The following is a 17,218-nucleotide window of genomic DNA, read 5'->3' on the forward strand; positions in this document are numbered from 1 at the left end:
ACCCGGGCGCACCCCGTCACTGCCGGCCGGCGCCGCCGACCGAAAATTTTCCGGCCGAGTCCGCGAGCCGCATACCGTGCCCGGCGCCCCGGCCGGTCGCGAGTACACCGTCGCGGACCTCGGGCACGCCGTCGACCAGCAGTGGCTCCAGCCGGGCGTGGTCGATGAACCATTCCACGTGACGCAGATGGGCGAACGACGACACGATCGGTGCGTGCAGCGAAGGCGCGCAGTGGGCGGAGATGTCCAGGCCGTGCGCGGCGGCGAGGGCGGCGCATTCCAGGAAGCCGCTGTAGCCGCCGCAGCGGGTCACATCGAGTTGCAGGCAGTCCACCGAGCCGATCAGCACGGCCGCGTCGTAGTGGCGGTAGACGTATTCGCCGGCGGTCACATCGCAGCGCAGCGCCGCCCGCAGCAACGCCAGCCCGGGCGGATCGTCGCTGGTGACGGGCTCTTCGAACCAGATCACACCGTGCCGGTCGAGGTCGGCGCCGACCCGGCGGGCCAGAGCGGCGGAGTAGGCGCCGTTCGCGTCGACCATCAGGCGGGCGCGGTCGCCGAGCAGCCCGTTCGCGAAAGACACCCGCTCGAGGTCCCGCTCGGTCCGCTCGCCACGATCCTCCCCGATCTTGATCTTGACGCACCGGCACCCCGCCGACAGCCAGCCGTCGATCTGCTCGCCCAGCTCGTCATTGGTCAGGGTGGTGAATCCGCCCGAGCCGTAGACCGGTGTCGCCGGGCGCACCGCGCCGAACAGCCGGCTCAGCGGCACCCCGAGCAGGCGCGCCTTCAGGTCCCACAGGGCGATGTCGACGGCGCTGAGCGCATGTGCGACGACGGCGGCGGTGCCCAGATTCCGGCAGGCGCGCTGCATCCGGATCCGGCAGTCGCCGATATCGAGCGGCGAACGCCCGGCCAGGACCGGGGCGAGCACCTCGCGCACGATCGCCGCGGTGGCGCCGCCGCTGTAGGTCCACCCCAGCCCGGTCTGCCCGCCCGCGTCGATCTCGACGGTGACCGCGGTGGTCGCCTCCCATTCGAGGGTGCCGTCGGCTTCCGGCTCCGGCGTCGGAAACCGGTAGACCCCGACCCGGACCGACTCGTCGATGGTCGCCACACTCATCCCTGGCCCTTCGCCGCCAGCGCCGCCGCCAGCAGTTCGACCGCGTGGCGCGGATCGGCGTCCGGTTGCAGCTGCCGGATCTGGGTCCGGCAGCTGAATCCGTCGGCGAGCACCACGGTGCCCGGACTACGCTCACGCACCGCCGGCATCAGCTTGTCCTCGGCGCAGGCCACCGAGACGTCGTAGTGGCCGCGTTCGAAGCCGAAATTGCCTGCCAGACCGCAACATCCGGCATCGAGGACCTGCACGTCGGCGCCGGTCGAGGACAGCAGTTCGCGATCGGTGTCGTAGTGCATGATCGCGTGGTGGTGACAGTGCGGCTGCACCATGGCCGCGGTGTCGACGTGCGGCGGATTCCAGTCCGGCGCCCGCTCGGCCAGCAGTTCGGCGAGCGTGTAGGTCTGTTTCGACAGCCGATCGGCGTCCTGGTCGCCGTAGAGCAGTTCGGGCAGATCGGCCCGGAACACGGCCGCGCAGCTGGGTTCGAGGACGACGATCGGCGTGCTGTCGCGCAACTGCGGCGCCAGCACCCGCAACGTGCGGCGCAGCACGCGTTTGGCGGTGGGCAGCTGGCCGGTGGAAATCCAGGTCAGACCGCAGCAGACGGTGCGCTCGGGCACGATCACGGAGAAGCCCGCGGCCTCCAGCACAGTCACCGCGGCTTCGGCGATTCCGGGTTCGAAATTGTTGGTGAAGGTATCGGGCCACAGCAGCACCGTGCCGCGCTCGCCGGTGGTGGAGCTCGTGTGGTTGCGGAAGGTGCGAGTGAACCGGCTGCGCGCGAAGCGGGGCATTTCCCGTTCCTGCGCGATGCCGCCCGCGGCCGAGACCAGGCGCCGCAAGCCTGGGGTGTGGGTCACGGCGTTGGCGAGCGGAGCCATCGAGGTGCCGAGCCGGGCCCACAGCGGAATCCAGCCCATCGAATAGTGGGCCATCGGCCGGACCCGGTGTTCGTAGTGGTGGGACAGGAATTCGGCCTTGTAGGTGGCCATGTCGACATCGACCGGGCAATCGCTGCGACATCCCTTGCACGCCAGGCACAGATCGAGCGCGTCGCGGACCTCGGTGGATCGCCAGCCGTCGGTGATCGCCTCGCCCTGCAGCATTTCGAACAGCAGCCGGGCCCGCCCGCGGGTGGAATGCTCCTCCTCCCGCGTCGCGCGGTAGCTGGGGCACATCACCCCGCTGCTCTCGCCGCGGCACTTGCCGACACCCACGCAGCGTCCGGCCGCCTCGCTGAAGCGGTGGTCGTCGTCGGGAAAGGCGAAGTGCGTCACCGGTTCCCACGGCCGGTAGTCGCTGCCCTGGCGCAGATCCGAATCCAGTCGATGCGGCTGGACGATCTTGCCGGGATTCATCCGGTTGCGCGGATCGAACAGCGCCTTGACCTCACCGAAGGCGCGAACCACCGTGTCGCCGAACATGATCGGCAACAGTTCGGCGCGCGACTGGCCGTCGCCGTGCTCGCCGGACAGCGACCCGCCGTAGCTGCTCACCAGGCGCGCGGCCCGTTCGACGAAGCGCCGGTAGTGCGCGATCCCGTCGGCGGTGCGCAGGTCGAACGGGATGCGGGTGTGCACGCAGCCGTGACCGAAATGCCCGTAGAGCGAACTGGATTCGTAGTCGAATTCCTCGAGCAGCGCGTCGAAGTCGCGCAGATAGTCGCCGAGCCGCTCGGGCGGGACGGCGGCATCCTCCCATCCCTCGTGCGTTTCCGGGCCGTCGGGCGGATAGGCGGTGGCGCCGAGCCCGGCCTCGCGGGCGGCCCACACCTCGGCCTCGCGGTCGGGATCGTCCAGGATGGTGGAACTCGCGCCGGTGGCGCGTTCGAGATCGGCGATCATCTTCTTCGCCCGCGCGTCGGCCTGCTTCTGGTCGTCGCCGTCGAATTGCGCCATCAGCCAAGCCTTCCCATCGGGCAACTGGGAGATGGCCTTCGCCGCCAGATGCTGGCTGTGCTCCAGTTGGACCAGGCGATGGTCGAGGCCCTCGAGGGCGGCGGGGTCGTGCGGCAGGATGCGGGAGACCGCGTCGGCGGCGTGATAGACGTCGGGGAAGCCGAGCACGACCATCGCCTTGGCGGCCGGCACCCGAACCAGCTCGATCTCCGCGCGCAGCACGGTCACCAGTGTGCTTTCGCTGCCGACGAGGAACTTCGCGATGTCGAATCCTCGCTCCGGCAGCAGCGCGTCCAGGTTGTATCCGGAGACCCTGCGGGGAATGTCCGGATACGCGGCGCGGATGTCGTCGGCGTAGCGGTCCCGGATCTCCCGCAGCCGGCGGACCAGCTCGTCGGCCTCCGGATTCGCGCCCGGGATCGGGTCCTCGGCACCCACCCAGGCCCGCAGCCCGTCGTAGGTGAGGATCTCGAGCCGGCGCACGGAGTCGACCATTTTTCCGTAGGCCTGTGCCGTGGCACCGCACGAGTTGTTGCCGATCATTCCGCCGATCGTGCAACTGACGTGAGTCGACGGCTTGGGGCCGACCATCAGCCCGGACGACTTCAACTGCTGATTGAGCGGATCGAGCGCGATCCCCGGTTCCACCACGGCGGTGCGCGTTTCACGGTCGACGCCGAGCAGCCGGTGGCAGTATTTCGTCCAGTCGATCACGACCGCGGTATTGCAGCTCTGCCCGGCCAGGCTCGTGCCACCGCCACGGGAGAGCAAGGGGACGTCGTGGTCGCGGCAGATTCCGACCGCGATCGCAGCGGCCTCCGGTGTGTGCGGAACAACCACGCCCAGTGGCAGAGCGCGATAGTTCGAGGCGTCCGTGGAATAGGTGGCGCGACTTCCCGAATCGAAACGAACCTCCCCGTCGACCGCCTCCTTCAGGGCGGTTTCGAGTGCCTGCAGCGGCCATCGGTCTCGATTCGAGCCGCGGTGCGGGCGGGCCGCGCGATCCGAAATCGTCATTCGTGCACCCCTGTCATGGTCGGCCGGATGTGGTGCGGCCGCACCTCGCCGCGGGCGGCCGGACATCGCGCGGGTACCCGGTCGACCGCAGGTCACACCCGCCGAATCGGACACGATGGCAGGCGATCCCGGCCCGAATAACGGCGCACGACGCGGGTACGCCGCAGATGCGACGCCCCTGCCGCGGCCTTCGGCGGGGCGCCGGACAACCGCGCGAGGAGAGGAGATCGAGTGAGCGCGCAGTCACCCGTAGTCGTCGTGACCGGAGCCAGTGCCGGAATCGGGCGCGCCGCCGCGCGACGCTTCGCCGCCGACGGTGCCCGCGTGGCGCTGCTGGCCCGCGGGCGCGCCGGACTGGACGCCGCGGCGAAGGACGTGGAACGAGCCGGTGGTACGGCGTTGCCGATCTCGACCGACGTCGCCGACTTCGACGCCGTCGAGGCGGCCGCCGACCGCGTCGAAGAGCAGTGGGGTCCGATCGACGTGTGGGTGAATTCGGCGTTCACCTCGGTCTTCGCCCCCTTCACCGAGATCGAGCCGAAGGAGTATCGCCGCGTCACCGAGGTCACCTATCTCGGCTCGGTGCACGGGGTGATGGTGGCGCTGGCCCGGATGCGCCCGCGTAATCGCGGCACCATCGTGCAGGTCGGGTCGGCGCTCGGCGAGCGGGCGATCCCGCTGCAGTCGGCCTATTGCGGCGCCAAGCACGCGGTCAACGGATTTCTCGAGGCGGTGCGGGTGGAGCTGATGCACGAGCACAGCGGCGTACACGTGACGATCGTGCAGGCGCCGGCGGTCAACACACCCCAATTCTCCTGGGTGCGTTCGCGTTTGCCGAAGAAGCCGCAGCCGGTGCCGCCGATCTACCAGCCCGAGGTCGTGGCCGACACCATCGCCTTCGCGGCCGAGCATCCGGAACGCAAACAGTATTGGGTGGGCGCGAGCACGGTCGGCACGGTCGTCGCGCAGCGGCTCGCGCCGGCGATGCTGGACCGTTATCTGGCGCGCACCGGCTACGACTCGCAGCAGACCGATGCCGACGAGACCGACCGGCCGGACAACCTGTGGCGCCCGCTCGACGACGAACACGGCCACGACTTCGGCGCGCACGGTGACTTCGACGGCCGGGCCCACCGGCACAGCCCGCAGGCGTGGATGTCGCGCTGTGTCGAATCGGTGGCCGGTTCCGTCGCTCGGATGGCCCGGCACTGACCGCGATCGGGCCGGTCGGCCGCGGTTGAGTTCGACTACCGCGGGTACCCGCCCGGCGACCAGGGCACGCAGGGCAATTCCCGTGGGATCGACCCCGACAGGACAGGAGAGGATATGGCGCAACAGGTTGGTGACTATGTCGTGGCCCGGCTCAACGAGTGGGGCGTGAAACAAGTTTTCGCCTATCCCGGTGACGGCATCAACGGCTTGGTCGCCGCCTTCGGCCGCACCGAGGAACGGCCCACGTTCGTGCAGGCCCGGCACGAGGAGATGGCGGCGTTCCAGGCCACCGGATACGCCAAGTTCAGCGGGCACGTCGGTGTCTGCATGGCCACGTCCGGCCCGGGCGCGGTCCATCTGCTCAACGGCCTCTACGACGCGAAGCTGGACCATGTGCCGGTGGTGGCGATCATCGGGCAGACCGCGCGCAGCGCGATGGGCGGCAGCTACCAGCAGGAGATCGACCTGCAGAGCCTGTACAAGGACGTGGCCTCCGAATATCTGGTCGAGGTGAACGTCGCCGAACAGCTGCCCAACGCGCTCGACCGCGCCTTCCGCACGGCGTGGACCCGGCGTGCACCCACCGCGGTGATCATTCCGGCGGATCTGCAAGAGGAAAGCTACGAACCGCCGCAGCACGAATTCAAGCAGGTGCCGTCGAGCCCGCCCGCCGAGATGCATTCGGTGGTCGTGCCCGCGCGCGCGGAGATCGAGCGCGCCGCGGAGGTGATCAGCGCCGGTTCCAAGGTGGCGATCCTGGTCGGCCAGGGTGCCCGCTCGGCCGCGCGCGAGGTGACCGAACTCGCCGAGATCACCGGCGCCGGGGTCGCCAAGGCGCTGCTCGGCAAGGATGTGCTGCCCGACGACCTGCCCTTCGTCACCGGTCCGATCGGGTTGCTCGGCACCCGCCCCAGCTACGAGCTGATGCGCGACTGCGACACCCTGGTGATCGTCGGTTCCAACTTCCCCTACAGCCAGTTCCTGCCCCCGCTGGATCAGGCCCGGGCGGTGCAGATCGATATCGACGGCACCATGATCGGCATGCGGTATCCGACGGAGGTCAATCTGGTCGGTGACGCGAAAGCCACTCTGGCCGAGCTGATTCCGCTGCTCAAGCCGGTCGGTGACCGGTCCTGGCGCGAGACCGTGGAGTCGAATGTGGCGCGGTGGTGGGAAACCGTCGAACGGCAGTCGACGCTGGCCGCGAAACCGGTCAACCCGATGCGAGTGGTCTGGGAACTGTCGCAACAGATTCCGGACAACACCATCGTCACGGCCGATTCCGGATCGTCGACCAACTGGTACGCGCGGTGCCTGAAGTTCCGCGGCAGCATGCGGGGGTCGCTGTCGGGAACGCTGGCCACCATGGGCCCCGGCGTGCCGTACGCGATCGGCGCCAAGTTCGCCCATCCGGACCGGCCGGTGATCGCACTCGTCGGTGACGGCGCGATGCAGATGAACGGGCTGGCCGAGCTGATCACCATCGCGCGCTACGCCGAACGCTGGGACGACAAGCGATTGGTGGTGTGCGTCTTCCACAACAACGACCTCAACCAGGTGACCTGGGAACTGCGGTCCATGGGCGGTTCACCGAAATTCGAGGATTCCCAATCGCTTCCGGACATTTCGTACGCCGACGCGGCGCGCTGTTTCGGACTCGCGGCGATCGAGGTCGACGACCCGGAGCAGTTGGCCGGGGCCTGGGAACGCGCCCTGTCCGCCGACCGCCCGACGCTGCTGGACGTGCGCTGTGATCCCGAGGTGCCGCCGATCCCGCCGCACGCCACCTGGGATCAGATGAAGGCGACAGCCGAAGCGGTGCTGCGTGGCGATCCGAACGCCTGGCATCTGGTCGCGCAGGGCATGAAGACGAAGGCACAGGAGTTCCTGCCGGGCGGTCGCTCGGACGACGACCGATGAGTTCGGCCGCGCGCGGACCTACCCGCGCGCGGCATCCCAATCGGTCAGCGAATGCCTGGCTTGCCGTAGCGCGCACCGGAACCGCTCGCGGTCGGCGCCCGGTGCCACGCTGTCGAACAGGCCGGCCGCCACCGCCGCCACGACCGCGATGATCAGCAAAGTTGTCATAGTGGTCAGTCTGCGACGATCGGCAACGAAGCGACAGAGCCAATACCACATCGCTGGCCCGGAAGCCGGGCGTCGGCCACGTGGCCGATGCCCGGCTTCCGCTGCGCAACCGGCACGCCGGTAGGTATCATCGGCCCCCGTACCTCAGATTATGGTTCGGCCCAACGCTTTTGGCTTCACGACGGTGGCGGCTGCCGCCGTCGTCGTCCACCACGACCGTTTGGAGTTGTCTTCTGTGACCACGCCCCATTCGCTGGAATCGTCGTCGAACAGGTGCCCCGTGGCACACAATTCACCGATCGCCCCGGACGGACCGCGTGTTCCCATCTATACCGAGGAATTCGCCGCCGACCCGCGCGGCGGATACGACCGCATGCGCGGCCACCACCGCTCCTTCGCTCCGATCGAGCTCGCCCCCGGAGTGCCGGCGACACTGGTGATCGGCTATCAGGCCGCCCTCGGCATTCTCAACGATCCCGAGCATTTCCCGGCCGACCCGCGTACCTGGCAGCGCACCGTACCGGCCGACAGCCCGATTCTGCCGATGCTCGAGTGGCGCCCGAATGCGTTGCGCAACACGGGTCCCGAGCATGCGCGTTTTCGCGCCGCCAACGTCGCGGCCATCGATGGGGTGGACCTGCACACGGTGCACACGGTCGTCGAGCAGATCGCGATGCCGCTGATCAACTCCTTCAGCGCGGACGGCCACGCCGATCTGCTGACCCAGTACATCCATCCGCTGGTGTCGGCCAACCTGAACACGATGCTGGGCATCGAACCGGATATCGCCGAGCGGGTCGCGGCCGGGATGGCCGCCATCTTCGACGCGACCGGCGACGCGGCCGCGGGCAACCGGATGCTGGCCGCCGCATTGCAGGAACATACCGATCGCAAGCGCGCCTACCCGGGCGACGACATCACCTCGCGGCTGATCGCGCACGACAGCGGTCTCGACGACGAGGAGGTCATCAACCAGCTGGTCAGCCTGTTCGGCGCCGGGATCGAACCGCAGGTGCATCTGGTCGCCAACGCCCTGCTGCTGATGATGACCGACGAACGGTTCTCCGGAAGCCTGCTCGGTGGCGCCCTGACCACCCGCGACGCGCTGGACTGGGTGTTGTTCAACAATCCCCCGCTGGTGAACTACTGCGCGAGCTATCCGCGGCAGCCGATGCTCGTCGAGGACGTGTGGCTGCCCGCGCATCAGCCGGTGCTGATCGGCATCGCGGCCTGCAACAACGATCCGCAGGTGCGCGAGGGCGACCGCAACGGGAACCGCTCCCATCTGTCGTGGGGCGCCGGGCCGCACGCCTGCCCGGCCCGGCAGATCGGCTATCTGGTCGCCCAGGACGCCGTCGACCAGCTCCTGGACGCGCTGCCGGATATCGAGCTGGCCGTGCCGGTGAACGAACTCCGCTGGCGCCCAGGGCCTTTCCACCGTGCCCTGACCGCCCTCCCGGTCACCTTCCCGCCCTCGCCGCCATTGCGCGGCGCGCTCGGCTAGCGGGCCCACGACAGCGGAGGGCCGATCCGCCGCCGGGCACACGAGCCGCGCGCGAGCTAACGTCGTGGCATGCACACCCTCGTGATGACCGGCGCGACACGTGGAATCGGCCGGATCGCCGCCCGGGAGATCCTGCGCCTCGCACCCGATACCCGCCTGCTGGTGCTGGCGCGCGGCGCGTCCGGCCCACAGGTGTGCGCGGAATTGTCCGGTGCGGGATACGCGGCCTCGCATGTGGAGGCCGACCTCGCGTCGCTGGCCGGGATCCGTTCGGCGGCGCGGCGAATTCACGACATGCTCGATCGCGGCGAGGTGCCGCCGCTGGCCGGATTCGTCGGCAATGCCGGCATCCAGTACACCGACGCGACCATCGCGACCGAGGACGGACTCGAGGCCACCTTCGCCGTCAACGTCGTGGCCAACCACCTGCTGCTGCGCCTGCTCGGCGACCGCTTCGTCGTGCCGTCGCGGATCGTGATCACCGTCAGCGACACCCATTTCGGCGATCTGCGGCACAACTTGGGCATGGTGCCCGGCCCGGTGTGGCACTCCCCCGATGTGCTGGCCCACCCCGGCGCCTTCGCCGATCCGTCGAGTACGGCAGCGGGCCGCACCGCGTACTCGACGAGCAAACTCGCCATGATCTATCTGGTGCACGAGTACGCGCGCCGGCTTCCGGCCGGAGTCGAGATCCTTTCCTACAACCCGGGTTTCGTCCCCGGCACGGAACTGACCCGCAACGCCGGCCGCCTGGAGCGCTTCGCCGCCCGCCGCCTCGCCCGCGCCCTCACTTGGACCCCGCTGGCGAGCACGCCGAAGACCGCGGGCCGGCGCCTCGCCGCGGTGGTCACCGGATCCGTCCGGGCCGAGTCCGGCAGTTACATCGATCGCCACCGGGTCACCGAGTCCTCACCCGAGTCCTACGATCCGGCTCGCGAACGCGAGGTGTGGGAGTGCGCCGAACGTCTCACCGCTGCGCATCCGGACTGAGCCGCGTCACCTTCCGCTAGCGTGATGCCACCGAACGGAAGGATCACCGGTGAAAGTGCATCTGCAGGTGGAGGGTTCGCCACTGCGCGCCCGCGAGAGCGCCCGGGCGATCGCCGCGCTCGGCGCCGACGGCATCTTCTCCTTCGAGGGCCCGCACGACGTCTTCGTGCCGCTGGTTCTCGCCGCCACGGAGACCGATCTGCGGCTGATGACCAATGTCGCCATCGCCGGCCCGCGCAGTCCGCTGCACCTGGCGCACACCGCCTACGATCTGCAGGCGCTCAGCGGCGGGCGGTTCCGGCTGGGCCTGGGGTCGCAGATCCGGGTGCACATCGAGAAGCGCTACGGCAGCCGGTGGGAACGCCCGGCCCGGCGCACGGGTGAATCGGTGGCGGCGGTGAAGGCCATCCTCGCGGCGTGGGAAGGTCACGCGCTTTTGGATTTCCGGGGCGAGTTCTTCACCCACACGCTGATGCCGCCGACGTTCGATCCCGGCCCCAATCCGTTCGGCCCGCCGCCGGTGCTGATGGGCGCGCTGGGACCGGTGATGACCCGGACCGCCGCCGAGGTGGCCGACGGGCTGCTGGTCATGCCGTTCAACAGTGCCACTCATTTCACCCGGCGCACGGTACCGGCGCTGCGGCGCGGGCTGGCCGAATCCGGGCGCACGCTCGACGACTTCGAGGTGGTCGCCCAGGCCATGGTCGCGCTCGGCGGCACCGCGCCCGAACTGGCCGCCGCCGTCGACGCGGTCGCGCGGCTCATCGCCTTCTACGCGTCCACTCCGGCCTACCGCCCGGTCCTCGACGCCGAGGGCTGGGGTGAGCTGCAACCCGAACTCAACGCCCTGTCCAAACAGGGTCGCTACGCCGAGATGCGGGCGCTGATCACCGAGCCCATGGTCCGCACCCTCGCGCTGGTCGGCTCTCCCGCCGACTGTGCGGCCCAGGCTCACGCCCGCTTCGGCGAGTACGCCCGCGACATCTGCTGTTACTTCCCGGGTTACGACCCCGCGACCGACGACGTGGCCGAATTCGTGGGCCGGTTGCAGTCCACGGGATAACGGTCAGAAGTCTACTTCTCGTTTAGTGGAAACTGGATTCTCACATGTCTATTATGTGATTCACCGCACTCAGGCCGCAGCGAGCCGACGCACGGGTGGCGGTGAAGGAGAAGAACTACCCATGGCAACCGCGACCACCAGCGTCGAAAGCCCCGATGACAACGACACCGGACGCCTGGAAAACGCCTCCACGCTCCGTGTCGTCCTCATCATCGTGGCGATCGTCGCGAGCACCGAGATCGTCCCGTTCCATTTCACGTTCATCAGTCTCAGCGCCCGATTCATCGGTGAATCCTTCCCGGAGCAGAACGCCGGGCAGCTCACCTGGCTGACCACGCTGTACTCACTGATCGGCGGCGTAGCGGTACCGGTCTTCGGCAAATTGTCCGATCTGGTCGGCAAGAAGAAGATCATCCTGTTCTGTCTGTTGCTGTCGATCATCGGCTGCCTCATCGACGCTCTGACCTCGAACTGGGTGCTGATGCTGCTCGGCCGCGGACTGCAGGGGCTGGCCTTCCCGGCGATCTTCGTGTCCTACGGCCTGATTCGCGATCTCGCGCCGCGCCGCCACCTGAACATGGCGATCGCGCTCGCGGGCGGTGGCACCGGCGTGGGCGCGATCCTGGGCCCGCTGATCGGCGGCATCCTCACCGACCACTACAGCTGGCGTTCGCTGTTCTGGTTCTGCGTGATCTGGACCGTGGTGACGATCCTGCCGCTGGCACTGTTCGTGCCCGAGACCAAGCTGCGCGCCAAGGTCAAGATCGACCTGCTCGGTGCGGTGCTGCTCGGCGCCGGCATCGCCGGTGTGCTCATCTATCTCAGCAACGGCGCCACCTGGGGCTGGGGCGAACTGTCGGCGCTGGCCTGGCTCATCGGCGGCGTGGTCCTGCTGGTGGCCTTCTACGTCTGGGAGCTGATCACACCGGAACCGATCATGGATCCGAAGTTGTTGCGCGCCCCGCGGTTCGCCGGCATCCTCGCCGCGGCGTTCCTGTCGGTGGGTGTCATGCAGGGCCTGTCGTATGCGATGGGCTATCTCGCGGAGACACCCGGCGGAGCCGAGGGTGAGGCGATCAAGAAGCAGATCGTCGACGGCGCGGCCGCCGAGGCAGCCAAGCAGGCCTCCGAACAGATGCATATCAAGGTTCCCACATCGGCTGTCACGCAATACTTCTCGGTGGAGGGCACCCTGCCCGGCTTCGGTCTGACGCTGTTGCAGTTCACCGTGCAGGCCATGCTGGGCCTGGCGCTGGTGTACGTGCTCGTCGCCCCGCTGTGCGGCTGGATGTCGACCCGGATCGGATTGCTCAAGCCCTATCTCGCCTCGACCATCGCGTTCGTGATCGGATGTCTGCTGTTCGCCCGCTTCCACGACAGCGTGTGGCAGATGGCGCTGATCGCGCTGATCATCGGTGTCGGTGCGGGAGCATATCTGGGCACCCTGCCCAATATGGTGGTGGAGGCGGTGCCACAGGAACAGCAGGGCATCAGCGCCGGAATGTACGGAGCCTTCAACAGTTTCGGCACCGCGGCCGCTACCGCCGCCGTCGCGGCGGTCATGTCGGCCAACCCGCTGATTCTGCACATCAACGCCCCCGGACACGTCGAGGAACGTAAACTGAACACCGGTCCGCTGGCGCAGCTTCCGGACGGTGCCGCCTATACGAACATCTTCTACGTGTTCGCCGCCGCGTCCGCCGTCGCCTTCGTCCTGGCACTGGTGTTGCTGCGCTACTACAACCGGCCGAGTACCGGAGGCACCGCCCACTGAATCGACACCCGTTCTCGCCGCAGCCATTCCGCATCGGGCCACAGGAGGGCACGTGACCGGCAGACTCACCGACCCGGTCGCATTCATCACCGGGGCCGCCCGTGGGCAGGGCCGCGCGCACGCGGTGCGGATGGCGCGCGAGGGCGCCGACATCATCGCCGTCGACATCGCGGGACCGTTACCGCCCTGCGTCCCTTACGATTCCGCGACCGGCGCGGATCTGGCCGAGACGGTCCGCCTCGTGGAGGCGACCGGCCGGCGGATCCGCGCCGCCGCGGTCGACACCCGCGACCTCGACGGTATGCGCAAGGCCGTCGACGAGGGGGTGAGTGAATTCGGCCGGCTCGACGTGGTGGTGGCCAACGCCGGGATCGCGGTCCCGGAACCATGGGATGCGATCACCCCGCAGTCCTTCCGCGACGTCATCGACATCAATGTGACGGGCACGTGGAATACCGTGGCCGTCGCGGCGCCGCACATCGTCGAGGGTGGGCGCGGCGGGTCGATCGTGTTGATCAGTTCGGCGGCGGGGATCAAGATGCAGCCGTTCATGGTGCACTACACCGCCGGCAAGCACGCGCTCACCGGGATGGCCCGCGCGCTGGCGGCCGAACTCGGCCCGCACGCCATCCGCGTGAACAGCGTGCATCCCGGGCCGGTGAATTCGGCGATGGGCACCGGCGAGATGGTGACCCGGCTGGGCGCCGCCATGGAAACCAATCCGCAACTGGCTCACATGATGACGCCGTTCCTGCCGACATGGGTACTCGAACCCGAGGACGTCGCCGATACCGTCTGCTGGCTGGCCTCCGACGAATCCCGGTATCTCACCGCGGCGGCGATCCCGGTGGACCAGGGCAGCACGCAGTACTGAAGTGGTTGGGAGAGAACAGATGAGCGACTTCGACAGCACCGTACCGACCCCGCGGCTCGCCGCGGCGCTGTGCACCGCGGCGCACCTGCTCGGCGACGAGGTGCGCGCCGTCCTGCTGCACAGCCCGCGCCCGGTCTTCCTGTTCTATCTGGCCCAGACCTTCGACCAGTTGGCGGACGATCTGTCCTCGGGCCGCCCGCCCGGTCCGGCGACCCCGGCCCAGCAGCTGTGCCTGCATCTGATGCTGGCCCACGCCGAAGCGCAGGTGCCGGCCCACGATCTGGCCCGGGCCCGGCATCGGCTGTTGCGCCACGACACCGGCGACATCCTGGCCGAGGTGCGCGCGGTCGCCGGAAAGTCCGGTGGCAGCTACGATTTCATCGCGCTGGGCGACGTCCTGGCCGCCGGCGGGATGGGCGCCTTCTTCGCACCGTTCGAATCGTCCGACCTGGCCGCCTGACAACCGGCACTGACCAACCGCAACTCAGTCGCCGGATTCGCGGCTGAGCCCGCGCATCAGCAGGCGCCAGGCGCGTCGTGCGGTGGCCTGGCGCGCCGGAAGTTCGGTTTTGATCAGCACGGCCGCCAGCATGGCCAGAGCCGTCACGACGTCTTCGGCGGTGAGTTCCGGTCGCAGCGAACCGCGCGAATCGGCATCGGCCAATTTGGCGCCGATCAGGTCGACGAGCCGGCGCGACACCTCGAACAGCCGGGGATCGTCGAAGCCGGTGGGGTCGATGGTGGCGATGAAGCCGGCCGAGACCGCGATCTGGTCGACGATGAAATCCAGCAGATCCACCGCCGTGGTCCCCGGCCGATTGGCCACCTCCTCGATCTCGACGATGTTGTCGTCGAACACCGCCAGGATCATCGATTCGCGGGTCGGGAAATGCCGGTACAGCACGCCCGGGCCCACTCCCGCCGCGCGGGCGATCGAGTTCATCGGAGCGTCGAAACCGTTCTCGGCGAACACCTCCCGCGCCGCGCGAACCAACGCCCGTCGGTTCGCCGCAGCTGCCTTCGGCCCTCGATTGGCCCGGGGTGACGCGGTCATCTGTCCGACGTTACCGCACGCGTGCCGCGCCCCGGCATCGCGGACCGGCACCGTCGCCCGAGCCCGGTGTCGTTCGGCGCGTACGGATTTCGCGATCGCGGAGCCTCGCGACCTCAACTGAAACAAGTTGCAGTTGACGAGACCGGCCGGGTCGTACAGACTGCGCTAGCAACCGGAGATAGTTGTCCGGTTGGATTCGGTCGCACCGGTCCGGCACGCACCCCGCTTTCGCGTCCAGAGCAAACCCCGCGACCGATATTACGTACCTGTAGGTCTTGATGGAGAGTGCATGCCCCCGATGAAGCGACGCTCCTTTCTGCTCGGCGCCACCACCGCCGGTCTGACTCTGGCCACCGCGGCCACCGCGAGCGCCCAGCCCTGGATGACCACCGGGAGACGGCGCACGTCCGTCCCGCTGACCAGGGAAGATCATCGCGTCGTCATCATCGGTTCCGGATTCGGCGGCGGCGTCAGCGCGCTGCGGCTGGCCGAGGCCGGCGTCGACGTCCTGGTCCTCGAACGCGGGATGCGCTGGCGCACCGGCCCCAATGCCGACACCTTCCCGCATCCGTCGCGCCCGGACAAGCGCATGCTCTGGTACCGGTCCGCACCGCAGGTGCTGGGCGTGCCGGTGGCGGTCGAGCCGTACACCGGCCTGCTGGAGGCCGTCGTCGGGGAGAACATGACCGCGGTCTGCGCCGCGGGCGTCGGCGGCGGCTCCCTGGTGTACCAGGGCATGACCCTGCAGCCCACCGAGGCGACCTTCGCCGCGGTCTTCCCCGCCGAACTCGACTACGCGCTGATGGCGCGTGAGCACTATCCGCGGGTGGCACGGATGCTGGGCGCCGATGTCGCGCCCGACGAACTGATCGACAGCCCCACCTATCTGCCCTCCCGCGCGTTCGCGCGCAACGTCGGCGCGGCCGGCTACGAGCTGTCGAAGATCCCCATGCCGATCGATTGGAGCTTCGCGCTGCGCGAGGTGCGCGGCGAGATGAAACCGTCCTACATCAACGGCGACTGCGCGCTCGGGGTGAACAACGGCGGCAAACATTCCGTCGATGTCACCTATCTGGCGCGCGCCGAGGCCACGGGCCGCGCCACCGTGCGGACCCAGCACGAGGTCACCGATGTGGCGAGGACGCCCGACGGCCGCTGGCAGATCAGCGTCGACCGGATCGATACCGCCGGACGGGTCGTCGAACAACTCGTCCTCACTGCGCAGGCGCTGATCATGGCCGCGGGCAGTATCAACACCACCAAGCTGCTGCTGCGGGCCGGTGCGAAGGGACAGATCCCGGATCTTCCCGACGGCCTCGGGGGCCAGTGGGGCAACAACGGCGACCGGATCTTCACCTGGACCAGCGCGACCGACGATTTCGGCACCGCCCAGGGCGGGCCGGTGGTCTACGGCAGTAAGGAGTGGGACGACCCGGCCATCGCCAACACCGTGATCCAGGCGTCGATTCCGCCGGCCGGCGTCGACGCGCATTCGACCATGCTGGTCGGATTCGGAATCACCGACGGCCGTGGACATCTCGCCTACGACGCGGCCACCGACGACGCGAAACTGTACTGGCCCGCCGATGCCGACGCCGCACTGCAGCAGCGCATCGCCGCTCGCGTCCACGCCATCGCGGGACCCGGCAGTACGGTGCTCGACACCAATGCCGCGGCCCCGAGCACCTGGCATCCGCTGGGCGGCGCGCCGATGGGCACGGTGTGCGATCTGCAGGGCCGGGTCCACGGCACGCGCGGTCTCTACGTCCTCGACGGCGCACTGATTCCCGGCAGTACCGCGGCCTGCAATCCGTCGATGACCATCGCCGCGGTCGCCGAACGCGCCCTCGACCGGATCGTCGCCACCGATATCGGCACCGTCATCTGAGGCGCGGCACGCGCGCCTCGCCGCTGCGCCGCGCGGCCTCGGCGTCGATCCAGTCGCCGATCATGTGCGCCGTCATATCGATGGCCTCGCGGCGTTGCCGCTCGTCGAATTCGATGGCCGAGGCCCGCAGCACCGCGGAGAAGCCGGTATTGATGATGACGAAGGTCATCACGTCGTATTCGTGATCGTCGCCGGGGCCGAGTACCTGGATCAGCAGCACCTTGATCAGCAGCCGCAGCCGCGGCTCGAACTCCGGGATGCCGCTGCTGTAGAACTGCACCCCGGCGACGAGTGCCCGGACCAGGAGCGCATTGGCCACCAGTTCCTCGGCGATCGAGTTCAGCAGGCGGGCGGTCAGCTCGTGCATGGTGGCGTCCGAGCGGTCGAAAATGCTGTCGGTGGCGCGCTTTTCGATGTTCTCGAGCAGACGCGCGAGCAGCTCCTCGACGATGACGGTGCGGTCGGAGAAGTAGCGGTACACCGTGCCGATACTCATCCCCGCCTCGGCGGCGATCCGGTTGGTCGAGGTGTTGGCGATCCCACGCTCACCGAACAGCCGGGCGGCGGTGTCGAGGATCTGCTCCCGGGTCGCCTTGGCGCGCTCCTGAGTGGGCCGGCGACGCTGCCCGGCGGCCTTCGACGCCATCACACACTCCTACCTGGTCTTCGCCCGAGGACCGATCGTCGATCCTAGCCCGGCGGACGGCCCCGCCGAGACCCGGGAAAGTTCCCA

Annotated in this window: 14 protein-coding genes; 9 read left to right on the forward strand and 5 right to left on the reverse strand. The window is 68.8% G+C overall.

All coding sequences use genetic code 11. The features are described 5' to 3' along the window. Positions 1-16: 16 nt before the first annotated feature. Both IG65_RS0109810 and IG65_RS0109815 read right to left on the reverse strand, forming a co-directional pair. Positions 17-1,123 (reverse strand): enolase C-terminal domain-like protein, encoded by a 1,107-nt coding sequence (locus tag IG65_RS0109810; protein ID WP_036523839.1) that lies wholly within the window; start codon positions 1,121-1,123, stop codon positions 17-19. Further along, positions 1,120-4,038: an FAD-binding and (Fe-S)-binding domain-containing protein gene (locus IG65_RS0109815; protein ID WP_030514549.1), complete on the reverse strand. Its 2,919-nt coding sequence runs from the start codon at positions 4,036-4,038 to the stop codon at positions 1,120-1,122. Before IG65_RS0109815 ends, IG65_RS0109810 begins: the two co-directional genes overlap by 4 nt. 231 nt (positions 4,039-4,269) lie before the next feature. Here IG65_RS0109815 and IG65_RS0109820 point away from each other — a divergent pair, with 231 nt between their 5' ends. Both IG65_RS0109820 and IG65_RS0109825 read left to right on the forward strand, forming a co-directional pair. Beyond that, the gene (locus tag IG65_RS0109820) at positions 4,270-5,250 is read left to right on the forward strand and encodes an SDR family oxidoreductase (protein WP_036523842.1); all 981 of its coding nucleotides are present in this window, start codon (positions 4,270-4,272) and stop codon (positions 5,248-5,250) included. A 114-nt stretch (positions 5,251-5,364) separates the two neighbouring features. Further along, positions 5,365-7,170 (forward strand): thiamine pyrophosphate-requiring protein, encoded by a 1,806-nt coding sequence (locus tag IG65_RS0109825; protein WP_030514551.1) that lies wholly within the window; start codon positions 5,365-5,367, stop codon positions 7,168-7,170. Positions 7,171-7,188: 18 nt separating this feature from the next. Here the strand turns inward: IG65_RS0109825 and IG65_RS37690 are convergent, their stop codons facing one another. Continuing rightward, a complete protein-coding gene (locus tag IG65_RS37690) occupies positions 7,189-7,338 on the reverse strand; it encodes a hypothetical protein (protein ID WP_156055547.1) in 150 nt (49 codons plus the stop codon). 280 nt (positions 7,339-7,618) lie between these two features. Here IG65_RS37690 and IG65_RS0109835 point away from each other — a divergent pair, with 280 nt between their 5' ends. The 6 genes from IG65_RS0109835 to IG65_RS0109860 all read left to right on the forward strand — a co-directional run bounded on the left by IG65_RS0109835 (position 7,619) and on the right by IG65_RS0109860 (position 14,003). Further along, positions 7,619-8,842: a cytochrome P450 gene (locus IG65_RS0109835; RefSeq protein ID WP_231509120.1), complete on the forward strand. Its 1,224-nt coding sequence runs from the start codon at positions 7,619-7,621 to the stop codon at positions 8,840-8,842. Positions 8,843-8,911: 69 nt separating this feature from the next. Continuing rightward, positions 8,912-9,832, forward strand: a complete 921-nt coding sequence (locus IG65_RS0109840; RefSeq protein ID WP_030514553.1) for an SDR family NAD(P)-dependent oxidoreductase — start codon at positions 8,912-8,914, stop codon at positions 9,830-9,832. Positions 9,833-9,881: 49 nt separating this feature from the next. After that, a complete protein-coding gene (locus IG65_RS0109845) occupies positions 9,882-10,895 on the forward strand; it encodes a TIGR03617 family F420-dependent LLM class oxidoreductase (protein ID WP_030514554.1) in 1,014 nt (337 codons plus the stop codon). A 121-nt stretch (positions 10,896-11,016) separates the two neighbouring features. Beyond that, the gene (locus IG65_RS0109850; RefSeq protein ID WP_030514555.1) at positions 11,017-12,669 is read left to right on the forward strand and encodes an MFS transporter; all 1,653 of its coding nucleotides are present in this window, start codon (positions 11,017-11,019) and stop codon (positions 12,667-12,669) included. 52 nt (positions 12,670-12,721) lie between these two features. Continuing rightward, on the forward strand, positions 12,722-13,543 hold the full coding sequence (locus IG65_RS0109855) for a mycofactocin-coupled SDR family oxidoreductase (protein WP_030514556.1): 822 nt from the start codon (positions 12,722-12,724) through the stop codon (positions 13,541-13,543). Between the two features lie 19 nt (positions 13,544-13,562). Further along, positions 13,563-14,003, forward strand: coding sequence for a hypothetical protein (locus IG65_RS0109860; protein WP_030514557.1), 441 nt, complete (start codon positions 13,563-13,565; stop codon positions 14,001-14,003). 24 nt (positions 14,004-14,027) lie between these two features. Here IG65_RS0109860 and IG65_RS0109865 read toward each other — a convergent pair whose 3' ends face one another. Continuing rightward, the gene (locus tag IG65_RS0109865; protein ID WP_030514558.1) at positions 14,028-14,597 is read right to left on the reverse strand and encodes a TetR/AcrR family transcriptional regulator; all 570 of its coding nucleotides are present in this window, start codon (positions 14,595-14,597) and stop codon (positions 14,028-14,030) included. Positions 14,598-14,886: 289 nt separating this feature from the next. On the opposite strand from IG65_RS0109865, the gene IG65_RS0109870 reads away from it, so the two are divergent. Further along, positions 14,887-16,485: a GMC oxidoreductase gene (locus tag IG65_RS0109870; RefSeq protein ID WP_030514559.1), complete on the forward strand. Its 1,599-nt coding sequence runs from the start codon at positions 14,887-14,889 to the stop codon at positions 16,483-16,485. Here the strand turns inward: IG65_RS0109870 and IG65_RS0109875 are convergent. After that, on the reverse strand, positions 16,478-17,131 hold the full coding sequence (locus tag IG65_RS0109875) for a TetR/AcrR family transcriptional regulator (RefSeq protein ID WP_030514560.1): 654 nt from the start codon (positions 17,129-17,131) through the stop codon (positions 16,478-16,480). The genes IG65_RS0109870 and IG65_RS0109875 overlap by 8 nt on opposite strands. Between the last annotated feature and the right edge of the window lie 87 nt (positions 17,132-17,218).

Origin of the sequence: Nocardia sp. NRRL WC-3656 (assembly GCF_000720265.1) — a bacterium.
GTDB lineage: Bacteria > Actinomycetota > Actinomycetes > Mycobacteriales > Mycobacteriaceae > Nocardia > Nocardia nova.

Bases quoted from the DNA above. Each gene is read 5' to 3' on its own strand.
- IG65_RS0109865 (WP_030514558.1), bottom strand. From the start codon at position 14,597: ATGACCGCGTCACCCCGGGCCAATCGAGGGCCGAAGGCAGCTGCGGCG.
- IG65_RS0109840 (WP_030514553.1), top strand. From the start codon at position 8,912: ATGCACACCCTCGTGATGACCGGCGCGACACGTGGAATCGGCCGGATC.
- IG65_RS0109815 (WP_030514549.1), bottom strand. From the start codon at position 4,038: ATGACGATTTCGGATCGCGCGGCCCGCCCGCACCGCGGCTCGAATCGA.
- IG65_RS0109825 (WP_030514551.1), top strand. From the start codon at position 5,365: ATGGCGCAACAGGTTGGTGACTATGTCGTGGCCCGGCTCAACGAGTGG.
- IG65_RS0109860 (WP_030514557.1), top strand. From the start codon at position 13,563: ATGAGCGACTTCGACAGCACCGTACCGACCCCGCGGCTCGCCGCGGCG.
- IG65_RS37690 (WP_156055547.1), bottom strand. From the start codon at position 7,338: ATGACAACTTTGCTGATCATCGCGGTCGTGGCGGCGGTGGCGGCCGGC.
- IG65_RS0109810 (WP_036523839.1), bottom strand. From the start codon at position 1,123: ATGAGTGTGGCGACCATCGACGAGTCGGTCCGGGTCGGGGTCTACCGG.
- IG65_RS0109850 (WP_030514555.1), top strand. From the start codon at position 11,017: ATGGCAACCGCGACCACCAGCGTCGAAAGCCCCGATGACAACGACACC.
- IG65_RS0109875 (WP_030514560.1), bottom strand. From the start codon at position 17,131: ATGGCGTCGAAGGCCGCCGGGCAGCGTCGCCGGCCCACTCAGGAGCGC.
- IG65_RS0109870 (WP_030514559.1), top strand. From the start codon at position 14,887: ATGCCCCCGATGAAGCGACGCTCCTTTCTGCTCGGCGCCACCACCGCC.